The organism is Frankia casuarinae, assembly GCF_000013345.1.
Classification (GTDB): domain Bacteria; phylum Actinomycetota; class Actinomycetes; order Frankiales; family Frankiaceae; genus Frankia; species Frankia casuarinae.
This window is the reverse complement of sequence record NC_007777.1, coordinates 1,845,336-1,862,746: the sequence shown is the minus strand read 5'-3', so window position 1 is coordinate 1,862,746 and position 17,411 is coordinate 1,845,336. Positions and strand designations below refer to the sequence as shown.

The window sequence follows — 17,411 nt, the reverse complement described above, 5'->3', positions numbered from 1 at the left end:
TGGTAGGTGGTGTTCACCAGTCACCCGCTACGCAGCCGGTGGTCGAGCGCGGTGTGCCGCTGGCCGTGACCGGCGGCCCGCACCGCCTGGCCGATCGCCCGGCGGGATCCCACCAGCACGACCAGCTTCTTCGCCCGGGTGACGGCCGTGTAGAGCAGATTGCGTTGCAGCATCATCCAGGCGCTGGTGGTGAGCGGGATGACGACCGCGGGGTACTCACTGCCCTGGGAGCGGTGGATCGTCACCGCGTAGGCGTGGGTCAGCTCGTCGAGCTCCCCGAAGTCGTAGTCGATGTCCTCGTCCTCGTCGGTCCGGATGGTGAGCGTCTGGTTCTCCACATCCAGCGCGGTGACCACGCCGAGAGTGCCGTTGAAGACCCCGCTCGCGCCCTTGTCGTAGTTGTTGCGCACCTGCGTAACCTTGTCGCCGACCCGGAACGTCCGGCTGCCAAAGCGCCGCTCGGCCACGTTCGGGCGGGACGGCGTCAGGGCCTCCTGCAGCAGGGTGTTCAGCGCGCCGGCCCCCGCCGGGCCGCGGTGCATCGGGGTCAGTACCTGCACGTCCCGGCGCGGATCAAGCCCGAACTTCGCCGGAATCCGCCGGGCGACCACCTCCGCGGTGATTTTCGCCGCCTCCTCCGCCTCCTCGGCGGCGAACAAGAAGAAGTCGGGCAGTCCCCGGACCAGCGGATAGTCACCACGGTTGATGCGGTGCGCGTTGGTCACCACCCCGGACTCGGTCGCCGCTCGGAAGACCTGGGTGAGCCGGACATGCGGGATCGGCGTCCCCTCGGCGAGCAGGTCGCGTAGCACCTGGCCGGCACCGACCGACGGCAGCTGGTCGACGTCGCCGACCAGCAGCAGATGCGCGCCGGGCGGAACCGCCTTGGCAAGCTTGTTCGCCAGTAGCAGGTCGACCATCGACGCCTCGTCAACGACGATCAGGTCGGCGTCGAGCGGGCGGTCCCGGTCGAAGGCGGCGTCACCGCCCGGCCGCAGCTCCAGCAGCCGGTGCACCGTCGATGCCTCGTGCCCGGTCAGCTCGGTCAGCCGCTTCGCGGCCCGGCCGGTCGGCGCGGCGAGGATCACCTTCGCCTGCCGGGCCAGTGCGAGCGTCACGATGGAGCGGACGGTGAAACTCTTGCCGCAGCCCGGTCCGCCCGTCAGCACGGCGACCCTGGACGTCAGGGCAAGCTGCACCGCATCGCGCTGGGCCGGCGCGAGCTCGACCCCGGTCCGCTCCCGCAGCCAGCCCAACGCCCGGTCCCAGTCCACCGAGGCGAAGGCGGCCAACCGGTCCGCGCCGGTATTCAGCAGGCGGCGCAACTGGCCGGCAACGGATATCTCGGCCCGGTGGAACGGCACCAGGTAGATCGCGGCCGTCGGCGTCGCCGGATCCTCGCTTGGAACCTCCTCCCGGACGACCCCGTCCTCGGCGACCAGCTCCCCCAGGCACTCGATGACGTCACCGGTGTCGACCTGGAGAATCTGCACGGCGTCGCTGATGAGCCGGGGCTCGGGCAGAAAGCAGTGGCCACCGCCGTCGGTGGCCTCGGACAGCGTGAACAGCAGGCCAGCCTTGATCCGCTGCGGACTGTCATGCGGAATCCCCACCGCCTTCGCGATGGTGTCCGCGGTGCGGAACCCGATGCCCCAGACGTCCGTGGCCAGCCGGTAGGGCTCATTGCGCACCACACCGATCGACGCGTCCCCGTACTGTTTGTAGATCCGCACCGCCAGCGAGGTGGACACACCCACCCCCTGAAGAAAGACCATCACCTCCTTGATGGCCTTCTGTTCCTCCCACGCCTCGGCGATCGCCCTGGTACGCTTCGGGCCGAGCTTCGGCACCTCGATGAGTCGTTCCGGCTCCTTTTCGATGACGTCCAGCGCCGCGACCCCGAAATGCTCGACGATGCGTTCGGCCAGGCGCGGACCGATGCCCTTGATAAGGCCCGAGCCGAGATAGCGCTGCACGCCCTGGACGGTCGCCGGCAGCACGGTCGTGTAATCCTCGACCTGGAACTGGCGGCCGTACTGCGGGTGCGAACCCCATCGCCCCCGCATCCGTAGCGACTCCCCCGGCTGCGCGCCGAGCAACGCCCCGACGACGGTCACCAGGTCACCGCCGCGCCCGGTGTCAACCCGCGCGACCGTGTAGCCGGTCTCCTCGTTGGCATAGGTGATCCGTTCCAGCACCGCATCGAGGACCGCGCCGCGGAAGGGTTCGCGTCCGATCATGGTAGCCGCCGGGACGCCGGGACGATGAGAATCACCGCTTCCTCGGGGTGGGACAAGACGATCTCCAGCTTCGGATGGGGTAGCAGGGTAACGGACCGAGCGGGGCAACGAGCAGAGCAGCCGGGCGGGCGGTGTCCGCCCCGGACCGTGTGCCCATCCTGCCCTTCGGTCGATCGCCACCGTTCCCCGGCGCGGTCCGGGGCGTCCCCTTCCGTGACCAGTACCGCGAAGTAGGTCCGCCGGCATCCCTTTCAGACACCCTCGCTAGCTCAAGGGGCGCCGCTGTTCCTCTTCAAGTGCCCGACGCAGCCGGGTGACCACGGCGTCCACGCCGGCGGAGGTGCGGAATATGACAACGGCTGTCCCGGCTTCAGCAGGTGTTTCGAGATGCTCGAGCGCCACCTCCATCGCACGGTTGAACTCCTCGCCGGGGGAGGTGGTCTCGCCTCGGAGCCAGCGTCGGAGCACATGGTTGTGGGCGGTGACGATGGCCGCGGACACCAACTCGGCACGCAGGGCGCCGTCGGGCGCGTTGCCCATCCAGTCGCGCAGGAACCTGGCGAACAGGCGCTGATACTGCCGGATGCCGGCCACCTCGCGGGCGCGCAGTGTAGGGACGGTGCTGGTCAGGCGGTAGCGGGCGCGGGCGAGCTCGCCCTCGGCGAGGTAGTGCTGCAGCACTATGCGGGCGGCCTCCGCGAGAGCGAGCCCGCGGGTCTCTGGAGCGGCGGTCGCAAGCCGGGCTTCGATGTGGCCGAGCAGCACGTCGTGCTCGGGAAAGATCACGTCCTCCTTGGACCGGTAGATCCGGAAGAACGTCGTCCGACCGACGCCCGCGCGTTGCGCGATGTCGTCGACCGTCGTGCCCTCGAAGCCACGCTCCTCGAAGAGCTCGAACGCCGCCGCGACGAGCCTGTCCTTGGCCAAGCGGGCCGGCTGCTGCTCCACGGCACCGAAATTACTTGGTGGTACGTAGTTCCACAACTATGATACTGCGTACCAACACCGTGGAGGAGGAGCCAGGTGAACGCCATCAACAAGGTCGGTATCGTCGGCTGTGGCCTGATGGGTGCCGGGATCGCCGAGGTCTGCGCCCGTGCCGGCAAGGACGTGGTCGTCGTGGAGATGACCACGCCCGCCGTGACCGCGGGACGGCAGCGCCTGGAGACATCACTGTCCCGCGCGGAGAGCCGCGGCAAGGTGGCCAGCGCCGCGGAAGTACTCGAACGCATCCAGGTCGTCGAGGACATCGAGGCCCTGGCCGACCGCGGCCTCGTGGTGGAGGCGATCGTCGAGGACGAGACCGCCAAGTCCACGCTGTTCAAGCGACTCGACGAGGTCGTCAAGGACCCGGACGCGGTGCTGGCCTCCAACACCTCCTCCATTCCGATCATGAAGCTCGCCGTGGCCACCGAACGGCCCACCCATGTCCTGGGTATCCACTTCTTCAACCCGGTCCCGGTGCTGTCCCTGGTCGAACTGGTGCCGAGCCTGCTGACCGACCCGGAGACGACCGAGCGGGCGCGGGCGTTCGTGCAGGACGATCTGGGCAAGCACGCCATCGACTGCCAGGACCGGGCGGGCTTCGTGGTCAACGCCCTGCTGATCCCGTTCGTGCTCTCGGCGATCCGGATGCTGGAGTCCGGGTTCGCCACGGCCGAGGACATCGACCAGGGACTGGTCCGTGGTGCCGCCCACCCGCAAGGACCGCTGGCGCTGGCTGACCTGATCGGGCTGGACACCACCAAGGCAGTGGCCGAGTCGCTGTACGAGGAGTTCAAGGAACCCCTCTATGCGCCGCCGCCGCTGCTGGCCCGCATGGTCGACGCCGGCCTGCTGGGTCGCAAGACCGGCCGCGGCTTCTACACCTACTGAGCGCCCTACACCTACTGAGCGCCTTAGTAACTCTTCTGCACCTACTGAGCGCCCTGGCAAGCGACCTAGTGAGCGAGGAACCCATGACCGCCACCGACTTCGACCTGTACCGACTCAGCGACGAGCACCTCGAGTTGCGCGACGCCGTGCGCACCCTGGCCTACGACAAGATCGCGCCGTACGCCGCCGACGTCGACGCCCACAGCCGGTTCCCGCAGGAGGCCTACGACGCGCTGGTGGCCTCCGACTTCCACGCGCCCCACGTCCCTGTCGAATACGACGGCGTCGGCGCCGACGCGCTCGCCACCTGCATCGTCATCGAGGAGGTCGCCCGCGTCTGCGCGTCCTCCTCGCTGATCCCCGCCGTGAACAAGCTCGGCAGCCTCCCGCTCATCCTCGGCGGCACCGACGACCTGAAACAGCGATACCTCCCACCGCTGGCCCGCGGCGAGGCCGCCTTCTCCTACGGCCTCTCCGAACGTGAGGCCGGCTCCGACACCGCTGCGATGAAGACCCGCGCCGTCCGCGACGGCGACCACTGGGTGCTCTCCGGGCAGAAGTCCTGGATCACCAACGCGGGGATCTCCGAGTACTACACCGTGCTCGCCGTCACCGACCCCGACGGCCGACGCGGCGCCAACATCAGCGCTTTCATCGTGGAGAGCTCCGACCCGGGCTTCTCCGTCGGCAGCCCGGAGAAGAAGCTGGGCATCAAGGGCTCTCCGACCCGCGAGCTGCTCTTCGACGACTGCCGAATTCCCGAGGATCGTCTCATCGGCGAGCTCGGTCACGGCCTCCGGCTGGCGCTGCGTACTCTCGACCACACTCGGGTGACCATCGGTGCACAAGCCATCGGCATCGCCCAGGGCGCACTCGACCTCGCCCTGAACTACGTCAAGGAGCGCAAGCAGTTCGGCAAGCGCATCGCGGACTTCCAGGGGATCCAGTTCATGCTTGCCGACATGGCCATGGCGCTGGAGGCCGCGCGCCAGATGGTGTATGTCGCCGCCGCCAAGTCCGAGCGGGGGGACGCCGACCTCACGTTCTTCGGCGCCGCCGCCAAGTGTCTGGCGTCGGACACCGCCATGCAGGTGACCACCGACGCCGTACAGCTACTCGGCGGCTACGGCTACACCCAGGACTTCCCCGCCGAACGGCTCATGCGGGACGCCAAGATCACCCAGATCTACGAAGGTACCAACCAGATCCAGCGCATCGTCATGGCCCGCCAGCTCCTCGCCGGCTAACTCCGCTGGCCCTACCTGGAGGGAGTTAGCAGGCTTATGGGAGTCACCGGGTCGGCTGTAGGGCAGGCTCGGTGCCGGTAGCCACCGGCGGGGTCGTGGCCGTGAGCGCAGAACCGGCCCCGCCAGGTCACCCCCGCCGAGCAGGTGCGGTCCTACGAGTTACTCACCGAGCAGTGGCTGCGCCGGACGTGAGTCGGCCGGGTTCGCACCTGTCCAGGCCTTTCTCGGCCTCCCAGGTCACCCCGGCCTTTCCCGGCCTCCCCCGGCCTCCCCCAGCCTTCTTCGATCTTCTTCGGCCCTTCTTCGACGTCGAACAGAACCAGAATTCGACTATCGGCCTGACCTCGGCGGTGGCCGCCGCCGTCCCGGTGCCGGCCACCGCCGGAAGGTGACGGCCCGCCCCGGTGTTGTAGGTGATCGCGGTCGGCGTTGACGCCTGCCGCGGACATCGCGGACATCGCGGAGGTCTCGACGCGGTGGGACAGCCGCGGCGGGACGGCCAGGGAAACGGCGAAGGGAACGGTGGTTGTGGTGCCGAAGGCTTACGTCTACAACGACCACGGCGGTCCGGAGGTGGAGGCGTTCGCTGACCTCCCGATCCCGGTGGCCGGGCCGGGTCAGCTCACGATCGCGGTACGCGCCGCCGGGGTCAACCCCGTGGACTGGAAGCTGCGGGGCGGCCTGCGGCTGCCGGCCGCCCCGCCGGCCGTGTTTCCGGTCGTGCTCGGAGTGGAGGCCTCCGGCGTGGTGACGCAGGTGGGCCCGGACGTCAACGGATTCGCCGTCGGCGACGAGGTGTTCGGCAGCGCGCCGGGCGGTGGCTACGCCGAGTACACGGTGCTGACCGCCAGGGAGAGCGCGCGCAAGCCGGCCGCGGTGTCCTTCGTGGCCGCGGCGACGCTTCCGGTCGCGGCGGCGACCGCCTACGACGGCGTGCACCAGCTGGCCCTGCCGCCCGGCGCCACCCTGCTGATCATCGGTGTGGGTGGCGGCGTGGGAGTGGCCGCCGCGCAGATCGCCCGGCATGCGGGCCTGACGGTCGTCGGCACCGCGAGCGCCGGCAAGAAGGACTTCGTCGAGGCCCTCGGCGTGGCGCACGTCGAGCCGGGCCCCGATGTCGCGGACCGGGTGCGGGCCGCCGCGTCCCGGGGGGTCGACGGAATCTACGATCTCGTCGGGGGCGAGACGCTGGACGACGTCGTCGAGGTCCTCGCGGACCGGTCGAAGCTCGTCACGGCCTTGTCTGGGGCGAGCGACCGGTACGGCGGGACGACGGTCCAGCGGGCCCGGGACAGCCGCGTGCTCGACGCGGTCGCCCAGCTGGTCGTGGACGACGCGCTGGACCCGCTCGTGACCGCGACCTTCCCGCTGGACCAGGCCCCGGCGGCGCTGCGCGCGGTGGAGAACGGCCACGCCCGCGGCAAGATCGTGATCAAGGTCGCCGCGTGACCGAGCTTGCCGTTCCCCGACAGCACGCCCCCGGGCGGCACGCCCCCGGGCGGCACGCCCCCGGGCGGCCGGGACCCGACCGGCCGGAGCCCGGGCGGCACGCGACCGGCCAGCATGTGCTGAACAACCCCGTCCGTTCCTCCCTCCTGGGTCCGCACGCGCATTTCGCCGAGCGGGTCGGTGACGTGCTGCGCTACCCGGTCGGCGTGTCACCGTTCGTCGCCCTGCCGGACGTGCCCGACGAGAGCACCTGGCGCAACGTCGCGGCGCTGCTCGGCCCGGGCGCGATCGCGCCGTTCACCGGCATCGACGCTTCCCCGCCGCCCGGCTGGGGGGATGCGATCTTCGACGGCGCGCAGCTCGTAGACGAGGGGGTCGACGCGCTCCCGGACGAGGAGGCCGTGCGGCTGGGGACCGCGGACGTGCCGGAGATGCTCGCGCTGGCCGAACGCACCAAACCCGGGCCGTTCCTGCCTCGCGCGATCGAGCTCGGCACGTACCTCGGCATCCGGCGGGACGGCACGCTGGTGGCGATGGCCGGGGAACGGCTGCACCCGCCCGGCTGGACCGAGATCAGCGCCGTCTGCACGGACGCGGACCACCGGGGCCAGGGCCTCGCGACCCGGCTCGTCCGCGCGGTCGCCGCGGGCATCCGGGCCCGCGGGGAGACACCGTTCCTGCACGCCGCGGCGACCAACACGAACGCGATCCGGCTCTACGAGTCGCTCGGGTTCCGGCTGCGGCGTGAGGTGACGTTCCGCGCCGCGCGGATACCGGACATCGAGCCGGCCGCGTGACCACCGCCCGGCCGCGTAACCACCGTCCCGGCCGGCCGGCGAACGCCTTCCCCGCGGACCGGTGCGGACCACCGGCAGGCCATCCCCCGGTCGGACGACCCGCGCCGGCGCGACGACCGGCCCTGCCCGCGGTCGCCCCGTCCGACTACCGTCCAGAAGTGGAGGTACGTCGACTACCCAGAACGAGGGGGATGACGCGATGACCCCGCCGAACGCGGGCGCGCCGGCGCTCGTCACCGTGGCTTCACCGACCGATCGGACCGAGCTGGCCATGCCCACGACGCAGACACCGACCCAGACCAGCGGGACCAGCATCAGGGTGGCGTTCGCCTTCGACCATGCCGGTGGCGGGGTGCTGTCCCCCGCAACCTGCCTGTGGCTGCTCGGGAACGAGCAGCTCGGCCGGGTGGCGTTCCGGGCGGATGGGGAGGTCCTCGTGCTGCCGGTGAACTACGTGATGGACGGGGAGGCGGTGGCCTTCCGGACGGCCGTGGGCTCGAAGCTGACCGCCGCGATCGAGGAGGACGCGGTTGGTTTCGAGGTCGACGGGCGCGATCCGGCGTCCCGCAGCGGCTGGAGCGTCCTGATCAATGGGAAGGCCGTGTCCGTCACCGACCCGGGCACGCTGGCCAGGCTTGAGCAGACGGGACTCAAGCCCTGGGCGGACCGCATCGAGCATCCGCACTGGGTACGGATCCTGCCCGAGTCGATGACCGGCCGGGCCGTCATCCACTCCTGACCCGCCGGCTCGAGCGGAAACCCGCGTTTCAGCGCATCACGAGACCATCGTCGATCACCACCGACTGCCTGGTAGCGTCACCGCGCGCCGCCCGGTCGCCCACGGCGACCGAGCCGACACCATCGCCCACGTCGACCACGGTGCCGCCTAGCTCGTGTCCCAGGACGAGGGGGATCGACAGGCCGGTCAGCGGATGCGGCTCGGCGTGGAAGAGGATGGGGCCGGCGTAGTGCTCGTGCAGGTCGCTGCCACAGATCCCGTTGTGGGCGACGCGAAGTTTGACGTGCCCCGGCCGGCACCCCGGTTCGGGGACCTCCTCGACCTTGACGTCCTCGCGATCTCGGTACACGGCTGCGCGCATGATCGAGGGGGCGGCGGGCCGACGCGGGCCGGCGGGCTCGGGTCGGGTCGGGTAGCTCCGACCGGGTGGCTCCAGCCGGATGTGGCTCCGATCGGGTAACTCCGACCGGGTGGTTCCGACCGGGTGGCTCCGACCGGGTGTGACCGCGGCCGCCATGGCCAGCCTGGCCTATTCCTACCGTCCACCCGCGCAGATTCCCGTGCATCCGCGCACATCATCCGCCGCCGTCCCATCTATTAACCCAGCCGGCTCATCGGATAACTCCCGAGGCCGTTTCCGCTGCCCACCATCAACCCGCTGACGTGCGGGTTTCCGCCGACCTCCAGGAATCTCCTTCGCACCCCCTCAAACCGAGGGGGACCTTGGTGCGGCGACGTGACATGACGCACCCGAAGGAGCCCCTTTCGGGGTAGCATTCAAGACTACCCTCGAACCTTCCGACTGGGGGGAGCAGTATGTTCTCACCCATGGGAGCGACACCATTGACGACCGGCCGGGGCAAGGAGATAACCTTTTCGATGTAGCCGGCAGCGGCCATCCGACGAAGACGGACGGCCAGCCTGGAGCGGAGCCGACGTGGCGGTGTGTCCACTTCACCCGCGATCGGATCATGGAAGGCATCGCACAAAGGTGGTGTACGGCTGATCCCGGGACCGACCACCCCTTCATGAATACACCGGTACGCGCCTGATTGGCCGGGGGCGCCCAGCCGGAGGTAGCCGGGTTATCGACGTGGATAGGGAGAGGAGCATAATGGGCCCAGTGGCATCGGATTCGATCCCGATGCAGGTGCGCCTGCACCGGACGATGACCCCCGCCGGCTTTGACCACGCACCGGGACCATTCGTCGCCGATGGACAGCCGCCCGACTCTCGCACGCAGCGGGAGCGGGTCCGTTTGGCCCAGATCGAGCTACTGGAGCTGAGCGCCCAGATGACGGCCCCCCATCTCCGGCGGCAGATCCTGCACATCTACTCCCTGCTGCGCAACGAACCGGTCGTCACGCCCGGCCCGCCGAAGCCGCCGCCCTTCCGCCTCACCCTGCGGGAGATGGAGGTGCTGACCCTCGTGGCCACCGGCTGCTCCAACGTCGAGGCGGCGGAGCACCTCACGATCCGCGCCGAGACCGTGAAGACCTACATGCGCAGCATCATGCGCAAGATGGGGGTCCGTAACCGTACGGCAGCCGTGCACGCCGCCCGGCAGAGCGGCCTGCTGGACTGAACCCGACCCGTGGACCGAGGCGGCCCGTGGACCCCGGCGGCGCCGGGGCCCGCGGCTCATCCGCCTACGGACACCCCAACGCCGCCGTCAGGTCGGCGGCGTTGAGCTGGCGCAGCACGGAGCAGCAGGCGTACGCCCCGCTGCGGACCACGTGGTCGACGGCGGCCGGCGAGCTGACCGAGGACATCCTGGCGCTCAAGACGGCGGTGCACGACTCCAACGGCTCGTTCCAGCAGACCGAGCAGGCCATCACCAGGACGTTCACGGTCTGAGGCACGGGGCCCCACCCCGCGCGCCCGGCCAGCCGGCCACTATCGCCGGGCAGACGATGCGCGAGGGTGGCGGCATGGACCCGGCCGGACGGCTCACCAGCCGAGGAGATCATCCGGCTGGTCGCGGAGGTAGCGGGCCATCGCGTCCTCGTGCTCGCGGCACAGCATGGCGGCGGTGTCGGCATCGCCGTCCCGCACCGCCTCCGCGATCCACCGACACTGCTCCCAGGCCAGGGCGACGCTGTCGGGGTCGAGCAGGAACGGCCGCGAGGTCGGATACCGCGACAGCGAACCGAGCACGTCCTCGAAGAGCTGAAGGGTGGGGCTGCGGGCGATCTCGGCGAGCAGCACGCCCCACTGCGCCCGGGCCCGGGCGTGGTCGCGGGCGTCCCCACCGGCGTCGGCGTCAACGAAGGTCAGCAGCCGACCCCGCTCGGCCGGATCCGGATTGAGCGCGGCGAGCCGGGCGCACTCTGTGGTGATGAGGGCGTGGGTCGCGCTGAGGTCGGCGAACGAGGCCCGACGGGTGCGCAGGAAGACCGACGCCATGTGGGCGACCCCGGCCGCGTCCGGCCGCTGTCCGTACAGACCGCCGTGATGACCCCGGCGGACGGTGAGGATCCCCTCGGCCTGCAACAGCCGCACCGCCTGACGCAGCGACGGCCGGCTGACGCCGAGCCGGGCCAGCAGCTCGTTCTCCTGGCCAAGGTACAGGTCGCCGTCCTGCCGGCTGAGAATCTCCTCCCGCAGGACATGGGCGACCGCCGTCGCTGTGCTCACCGCGGCCACCCGTTTCATGCGTCCCTCCTCCCGAGCGTCCCTCCTCCCGAACGTGACGCCTCCCGAGACATGACGCGAACAACATCATACTTTCAGGTACCTGTGAGTTTCAGGTACCGAAGGCAACACCGTCGGCGAGATCGACGCCGACAGCGGGACGAGCGGGAGCGAACGCCGGCGTACAGGGCGCCACGAGGCCCAAGGGGCGGAGTACGGGGCGGACCTGCGGGGTGACGCACGATGTGCGGACCCGCCGGAAGCGGTGCTGCGCGGCCGGGCCCGATCGTATGATTGTTCAATGAATGAGATGCCTATCTCATATTATGAGACACCCAGCTGGGATCCCGGGACCTACGACGGGGAGCGCCGCCGGCTCGTCCCCTCCTTCGACCTGCTGTACGGATCGGTCGGCGACCTGGTGGCACGCCAGGGTGGCGCCCGACCGGCGGTGCTCGACCTCGGCGCGGGCACCGGTCTGCTGGCCGCCGCGGTCGTCGCGGCCGTCCCCGACGTCCGGTTGCACCTGTTCGACCGCGCCGCGCCGATGCTGGCCAAGGCCCAGGCGCGGCTGTCCGGCGGCCCGGTCGAGGCCGTCACCGTCGCGGACCTCGCATCCGCCCTGCCTCCCGGCCCGTTCAACGCGGTCGTCTCGGCGCTGGCCATCCACCACCTCGACGACCCCGGCAAGCGCGACCTGTTCCGCCGGGTGCGCGACGTCCTGCGGCCGGGTGGGCTGTTCGTCAACCTCGAGCAGGTCAACGGCCCAACCGCCGCCCTGACCCGGCAGTACGAGGACATGCACGAACGGCAGGCCCGGGCGGCGGGTTCGGACGACGCCGAGTGGGAGGCCGCGTTGCGGCGGATGTCCTTCGATCGGTGCGCGCCGCTCGCCGACCAGCTCGACTGGCTGGCCGACGCCGGATTCGCGCCGGTCGACTGCGTCGTCAAGCACGGCAGGTTCGCGGTCTATGCCGGCTGGCGCCCCTGAATCCGTCCACGGCCCACCCCGTCGCCCGGCGGGGCACCAGCCGGTGAGCCTCACATCAGCTGCCGGGCGACGTCCGTCCGCACACCTGCCAGGGCGGTGTAGGCCGTGCCGCCCGGACATTCGGTGGCCATCCAGTCGCGGTGCCCGCTGACGGCCGGGACGGTACGACGCCTGCCACTCACCGGATTGACGTAGTGGACGGTGCCGAGCGGGTCGAGATGATGCGCTCCGGTCAACGCGAGCAGCACCAGGACGAGCGTGCGACGGGCGGCGGCGGTGGGGATGCGCGTCCGCAGGTCACCGAGCAGCGCGACGCCGACGTTGCCGGCGTTGAAGTCCGCCACATGCGCGCCCGTCACCACGTAGCCGTCCTCCCGGTGGCCGGGAACGCTGTCCGTTCCCGACCACCGGCCCTCGTAGAGCGTGCCCGCCTCGTCGATGAGGAGGTGGTACCCGATGTCCGACCATCCCCGCTCGACCGTGTGGAAGTGGTAGATCGCCCGCACGGTGGCGGCGGGGTTCGGATCGTCGTTGGGCGTCACCGTGTGATGAACCGTGACCACCTGGCCCGGGTGGTACGTCGGTTTCCAACCGCTGCCGGACGAGGGGGACAGCCGTAGCGACTCGTCCGCGCCCCACGCGGCCCGGGGCAGGTAGCGCAGGTCAAGCGTCGCCGGCAGCCGGACGGGGGCGACCGGCGCGGCGGGGACCGCCGACACCCCGGACGCGGTCGCGACCCGGGGCGGCGGCGACGACCTGGGCGCGGCGAAGAGCCCCGGCGACCAGGCGGCGCGGGAAGCCGAAGGCGCGGAAAGGGCGGCGCGGGAAGCCGAGATCGCGGAAAGGGCGGCATAGGCGGACACAATGGGGGCCGTCAACCGCTGCAACGGCCCCGACGTCGTGTTCAGGGCGGTGGACGTCACGGACGTCGCGCCGGGTGGCAACCACAGTTCGTAGCCGGTCGCGCGGTGCGCGGCGACCAGCACGGCGGCGCTCCTCCCCCCGGCCGGCGAATCGTCCCGCTCCGCCGGACAGCCGACCGCCAGCGGCCGCCATGCGTCGAACCCACCCCCCGGCTGGCGCAGCCGGATCTCGGCGCCCCGAGAAACGGCACCGCCGGCATCGGCGGTCCCGGCGGTCCCCGTGCCGGCACCCCCGGAACCGGCCCTGCCATCCGCCGCGCGATCGTTCCCGTCACGTGTCCATCGGACCGCCACGTAACCGATGTCGAAATCCGACGTCGCGGGCCCCGCTCCCCTCGTCACGGCGGCCAGGGTCCGGGGCACGAGCACGACACGCGTCCCCGGCGCCGAGAGGGCCCGCGCTTCCGCACCGGGTCGGGCCCCCGCGTCCGCTGGCCCGGCCGGGCCAGCGGACGCGCTGCTCGGCGCGGCGGCGAGCAGCGCCTCCGCCCCTCCACCCAGACCGGCACCGGCGAGACCGAGAATTCCGCGCCGGGACAGACCGGGCTCACGGCGACGCCGACGAAACGGGTCAGCGGCATGGGACATGAGGCGTCCTTCGGGTCGTCATGGTCGAGACATTGGCACGCTACGGTAGCCGATGCCTCACTCTTTGCATCAAGGCGCCAAGAGATCCACCACGGGCCACGAGCTACCCGGCGGCAACGGGGACGGGAATACGTCCCGGCATCGAGGGAAGGTCCATAAGCATCCGCTCGGGAGGACCTGAGCATCCGTTCGGGAGGAGGAGTGCCATGGTCGGGAAGAAGCCGCGGACCGACAAGACCGACAAGAAGGCGCAGGCCGACGAGATGCGGGACGACGTTCCGTCCACCATCACCCGCTCCGACGATCAGGCCATCCGCACCTGGAAGAAGACCCACGACTCGGCGGTGGAAACCTACGGTGAGGGTGCGCGTGCCCACCGTGCGGCCTTTGCCGCGCTCAAGCACACCCACGAGAAGGTGGGGGACCGTTGGCGGCCGAAGAGTCGGCCCGGTCCCTCCGACGATCAGGCCGCCAAGCCGACGCCCGCCTCCCGGCACAGCGGGCCGACCGCCGAGGGCGTGGACGCGAACGCCTCGCTGACACACCTGCGCGCGCTCGCCCGTGAGCTCGACATCCCCGGCCGCTCGACGATGTCGAGGGACGATCTCGTCGATGCGATCAAGAAGGCCAACCGCAGGCGGACCGCGCAAGCCCGCGGCGGCGGGTAGGAGTCGTCAGCTCCCGAGGCTACCGGCCAAGGCCGAGATTGGCGTTTACTACCTAATGCGTACTACCTATGCGCTTTCGACGCGGATGTCGTCGAGTGCGAAACCCCGGATACCCATCATGGCCGGTAAGGGCCCACCGTCCGCGCGCCGCCGCGGGCGCAGGTAGTAGTGCCAGGTCGGGGCCGGCCCGACCGGCGGCCGGGCCCCTCGGGTAGGTTCTCCCCGCCCCCGCCGATAAATGATCTTCGTCGTCATGCGGTTGCCGGGGTCGGAGTGTCCCCCGGGGTCGGGGGGTCCCCCGGGCCCCGGGTCCCCCGCGTGCGAGGCCGCTTCGTCGCCGCCCTCCCGCAGGCTGAACCGCGCGTGCAGACGGCGCAGCGGCTCGGGAGCCCACCAGTTGTAGTCGCCCGCCAGGGCCATGAACGCCGGGACGAGGATCGCTCGAACGAGGGTCACGTCGAGCACGATCGACACGGTCAGCCCGATACCCACCAATTTGATCATGCTGATGTCCGACGCGGACAGCGCAACCATGACCACGATGAGAGCGAGCGCCACACTCGTGATCAGTGGACCGGTCGTCCCCAGCCCACGGGCGACGGAATCGCGGTTGTCTCCCGTCCGCAGGTACTCCTCGCGGATGCGGGCGAGCAGGAAGATCTCGTAGTCCATGCTGAGCCCGAACGCGATGAAGAACATCAGGACCGGGCTGGTCATCTCCAGCGTGCCCGACACCTGGAAGTCGCCGACCAGACCGGTCAGGTGTCCGTCCTGAAAGACGAACGCCAGCAGCCCGACGGTGGCAGCGAGGTTCAGCGTGTTGAGGAACATCGCCTTCAGCGGAAGGAGCACGCTGCCGGTGAACAGGAACAGCAGGATGAAGGTCGCCGTCATCACGACGGCGAAGGCCGGCGGCAGACTCCGCTTGATGGAATGCGAGGTGTCGAGGAAGTGCGGCGCGAGTCCGCCGATGAGGACGCCGAACGGCGCCGGTGCCGCCCGCAGCCTCCGCACCAGGTCCTTCGCCGACTCGGACAGCGGAGACCTGTCGGTCTGCCACACCGACAGCCAGGCGCCGCGGTGCGTTCCGACGTACCTCATCGCAGTCTTCGGCACCACACCGACCCGCTCGCCCCGCAGGAAGCTGCCGGTGACGGTGTCGATGCGGGCAACGCCCGGCAGCGCGGACAGGCGGGTCGCGTAGTCGGTCAGCTTCTCGGCGCTCCCCGGGTCCCGCGCGTCCACTCCGGGCACCACGATCGGAATCTGGCAGGACAGGCAGACGACGAAGTCCTCCCGCATCGCGTCGTTGACGACGTGAGCCTCCGCGGTCGCCGGCAGGACCGTGTCGTCGGCCAGCGCGAGGTCGAGGTGGCGCAGCGGGGCGGCACACAGCACCAACACGAAGATCGCGACCCCACCGAAGAACACCGGGTGGCGCATGACCCGCCGCGCCAGCGCCGACCAGCCGCGGCCAGCCGCCGAGGCCCCCACGCGGTGGCCACCGGACCGCCGGCGACCCGAGGGGCGTGACCCCGAGCGTCTCAGGCGCGACAACGCCAGCCGGACGTTGCCGCGCTCGATGCGGTCACCGAGCACCATCAGCGCCGCGGGCAGCACGAGCAGTGCGGCCACCTCCGATGCGACGACGACGATGATGCCGGCGAAGGCGAACGAACGCAGGTAATAGATCGGGAAGACCAGCGCGGCCGTCAGGGACAGCGCCACCGTCACCCCGGAGAAGAACACCGTGCGCCCGGCGGTCTCCAGCGTCCGGCGCAGCGCCGCCGCCGGGAGCAGCCCGCGGTCCCGTTCGTCCCGAAAACGTCGCAAGATGAACAGGCTGTAATCGACTGCGAGACCGAATCCGAGGGCAGTCGTCAGGTTCACCGAGAAGACCGACACGTCGGTGAGCGTGGCCGCCAGCCGCAGCAGCGCGAGACTCGACACCACCGACACCACGCCGACCAGGACCGGAAGCAGGGCGGCCAGGACCGTGCCGAAGGCGTAGAGCAGCACGAGGAACACCAGCGGAGCGGAGATCTGCTCACCGTGCGCCAGGTCGACACGGCTGCGCTCGGTCACATCACGCATGACCGCGGGCGCCCCGCCGAACCGGACCTGGACCCCCGGACCATCGTGGGCGTACCGGTCGTGCAGGGCGTTCAGGCGGTGCTGGATGCGGTCCTCGGAACCGGTGAGCCGGAACACGATCAGGGCCGACCGGCCGTCCTTCGCACGCAGCAGCGGGCTCGCCTCGTTGGGCCCGCCCGGCCAGTACGACAGCACCGAGGTCACCCCCGGCTCCGCGGCGATCCGCCCGGTGAGCTCCCGGCCCAGGCGGGCGGCGATCGGCCCGTCGATACCCGGGGCCGACGTCAGCATGATGGCGACGTCGGGGGGCGCGTCCGGGAACTCCTCGTCGAGCAGCCGCTCAGCCCGCGTCGACGGATCGCCCGGTGCGTAGAAACCACCGGTGGCGAGCTGGTCGTAGATTCCGGCATTCCACGGCAGCAGCACGACCACCAGCAGGCAGGCGGCGGCGAGTACCCTTCCCCGGTACACGACGGCCGCGTCAGCCACCATCGTGAACAGCGAACGGGGTGGTGCGCCGGTGGAGCCCGCCGACGCGGGGCCGCGGTCGGCCCAGCCCTCGTCCCGTCCGTGCGACCCCTCGTCCCGTCCGTGCGACCCCTCGTCCCGTCCGTGCGACCCCTCGTCCCGTCCGTGCGACAACGCGGCATACGTCACCCGATCGGGTCGGGATTCGCGCTGCTGCGCCGGATCAGCGAACGACGGCATGACGCTCCTTCGAGGATCTCCCGTGCCGATGGATCTCGTAACGGCCGGACGGTGGCCGCCAGCGACCACACGTCCGGGCATGGAGCACCGCATGGAGCACTGCGAGGAAGTCCCGAGCTTCCGCCTCGAAAGTAGACCCGCCTGGGGTCCCGGTTCCGAACTACCCTCGCCCGGAGGCAGAAGTGTAGCGGGAACCCGGCCACGATCGATATTCGGCCGCCGAAAGCAGGGCAACTGGAAGAATCTTCGAGGATAGGCTGCCGCCGCGGCGTAGGAGGAGTGGGCGGGAATGCCGGGAACAATCCCAAAGGTAGTAGGGCAATGCCTCAGGTCCAGCCTGAGCCTCGGCTCGCCGGCCGGGCGGCCCCGCCACGCCTGCCCGCACAACGTGAAAACGCCGCTATGGCACCGATGGCAGGCCACATCGACCCGCGGTCGAGATCCTCGTACACCGGCGC

At 70.6% G+C, this 17,411-nt stretch carries 15 protein-coding genes; 9 read left to right on the top strand and 6 right to left on the bottom strand.

Annotated elements, in window-relative coordinates; all coding sequences use genetic code 11:
• Positions 1 to 20: 20 nt before the first annotated feature.
• Both FRANCCI3_RS07800 and FRANCCI3_RS07795 read right to left on the bottom strand, forming a co-directional pair.
• Positions 21 to 2,240: an SF1B family DNA helicase RecD2 gene (locus FRANCCI3_RS07800; RefSeq protein WP_011435991.1), complete on the bottom strand. Its 2,220-nt coding sequence runs from the start codon at positions 2,238 to 2,240 to the stop codon at positions 21 to 23.
• A 264-nt stretch (positions 2,241 to 2,504) separates the two neighbouring features.
• Complete coding sequence (locus FRANCCI3_RS07795) at positions 2,505 to 3,188, bottom strand: TetR family transcriptional regulator (RefSeq protein ID WP_011435990.1); 684 nt, start codon at positions 3,186 to 3,188, stop codon at positions 2,505 to 2,507.
• Positions 3,189 to 3,272: 84 nt separating this feature from the next.
• On the opposite strand from FRANCCI3_RS07795, the gene FRANCCI3_RS07790 reads away from it, so the two are divergent.
• The 5 genes from FRANCCI3_RS07790 (at position 3,273) to FRANCCI3_RS07765 (ending at position 8,347) form a co-directional block, all read left to right on the top strand.
• On the top strand, positions 3,273 to 4,115 hold the full coding sequence (locus tag FRANCCI3_RS07790; RefSeq protein ID WP_035909043.1) for a 3-hydroxybutyryl-CoA dehydrogenase: 843 nt from the start codon (positions 3,273 to 3,275) through the stop codon (positions 4,113 to 4,115).
• Positions 4,116 to 4,198: 83 nt separating this feature from the next.
• Positions 4,199 to 5,362: an acyl-CoA dehydrogenase family protein gene (locus FRANCCI3_RS07785; protein ID WP_011435988.1), complete on the top strand. Its 1,164-nt coding sequence runs from the start codon at positions 4,199 to 4,201 to the stop codon at positions 5,360 to 5,362.
• Between the two features lie 531 nt (positions 5,363 to 5,893).
• Positions 5,894 to 6,811, top strand: coding sequence for an NADP-dependent oxidoreductase (locus FRANCCI3_RS07775; protein ID WP_035730472.1), 918 nt, complete (start codon positions 5,894 to 5,896; stop codon positions 6,809 to 6,811).
• Positions 6,808 to 7,608 carry a GNAT family N-acetyltransferase gene (locus FRANCCI3_RS07770; protein ID WP_011435985.1) on the top strand — a complete coding sequence of 267 codons (801 nt, stop codon included), beginning with the start codon at positions 6,808 to 6,810 and terminating at the stop codon, positions 7,606 to 7,608. Before FRANCCI3_RS07775 ends, FRANCCI3_RS07770 begins: the two co-directional genes overlap by 4 nt.
• A 199-nt stretch (positions 7,609 to 7,807) precedes the next feature.
• Entirely contained in the window at positions 7,808 to 8,347 is a 540-nt protein-coding gene (locus FRANCCI3_RS07765; protein ID WP_011435984.1) for a pyridoxamine 5'-phosphate oxidase family protein, read from the top strand.
• Between the two features lie 28 nt (positions 8,348 to 8,375).
• Here the strand turns inward: FRANCCI3_RS07765 and FRANCCI3_RS07760 are convergent, their stop codons facing one another.
• Complete coding sequence (locus tag FRANCCI3_RS07760; RefSeq protein WP_035730374.1) at positions 8,376 to 8,696, bottom strand: alcohol dehydrogenase catalytic domain-containing protein; 321 nt, start codon at positions 8,694 to 8,696, stop codon at positions 8,376 to 8,378.
• A gap of 765 nt (positions 8,697 to 9,461) precedes the next feature.
• Here FRANCCI3_RS07760 and FRANCCI3_RS07755 point away from each other — a divergent pair.
• Positions 9,462 to 9,932, top strand: a complete 471-nt coding sequence (locus FRANCCI3_RS07755; RefSeq protein ID WP_011435982.1) for a response regulator transcription factor — start codon at positions 9,462 to 9,464, stop codon at positions 9,930 to 9,932.
• Between the two features lie 26 nt (positions 9,933 to 9,958).
• The gene (locus FRANCCI3_RS07750; RefSeq protein WP_011435981.1) at positions 9,959 to 10,204 is read left to right on the top strand and encodes a hypothetical protein; all 246 of its coding nucleotides are present in this window, start codon (positions 9,959 to 9,961) and stop codon (positions 10,202 to 10,204) included.
• A 93-nt stretch (positions 10,205 to 10,297) separates the two neighbouring features.
• Here FRANCCI3_RS07750 and FRANCCI3_RS07745 read toward each other — a convergent pair whose 3' ends face one another.
• Positions 10,298 to 11,002, bottom strand: a complete 705-nt coding sequence (locus FRANCCI3_RS07745) for a FadR/GntR family transcriptional regulator (protein WP_011435980.1) — start codon at positions 11,000 to 11,002, stop codon at positions 10,298 to 10,300.
• 280 nt (positions 11,003 to 11,282) lie between these two features.
• Between FRANCCI3_RS07745 and FRANCCI3_RS07740 the strand changes: the two genes are divergently transcribed.
• Positions 11,283 to 11,972, top strand: a complete 690-nt coding sequence (locus FRANCCI3_RS07740; RefSeq protein WP_011435979.1) for a class I SAM-dependent methyltransferase — start codon at positions 11,283 to 11,285, stop codon at positions 11,970 to 11,972.
• 50 nt (positions 11,973 to 12,022) lie between these two features.
• Here the strand turns inward: FRANCCI3_RS07740 and FRANCCI3_RS07735 are convergent, their stop codons facing one another.
• A complete protein-coding gene (locus FRANCCI3_RS07735; RefSeq protein ID WP_011435978.1) occupies positions 12,023 to 13,483 on the bottom strand; it encodes an N-acetylmuramoyl-L-alanine amidase in 1,461 nt (486 codons plus the stop codon).
• Positions 13,484 to 13,689: 206 nt separating this feature from the next.
• On the opposite strand from FRANCCI3_RS07735, the gene FRANCCI3_RS07730 reads away from it, so the two are divergent.
• Positions 13,690 to 14,151 carry a ChaB family protein gene (locus tag FRANCCI3_RS07730; protein WP_011435977.1) on the top strand — a complete coding sequence of 154 codons (462 nt, stop codon included), beginning with the start codon at positions 13,690 to 13,692 and terminating at the stop codon, positions 14,149 to 14,151.
• A 66-nt stretch (positions 14,152 to 14,217) separates the two neighbouring features.
• Here the strand turns inward: FRANCCI3_RS07730 and FRANCCI3_RS07725 are convergent, their stop codons facing one another.
• Positions 14,218 to 16,953: an MMPL family transporter gene (locus tag FRANCCI3_RS07725; RefSeq protein WP_237704570.1), complete on the bottom strand. Its 2,736-nt coding sequence runs from the start codon at positions 16,951 to 16,953 to the stop codon at positions 14,218 to 14,220.
• Between the last annotated feature and the right edge of the window lie 458 nt (positions 16,954 to 17,411).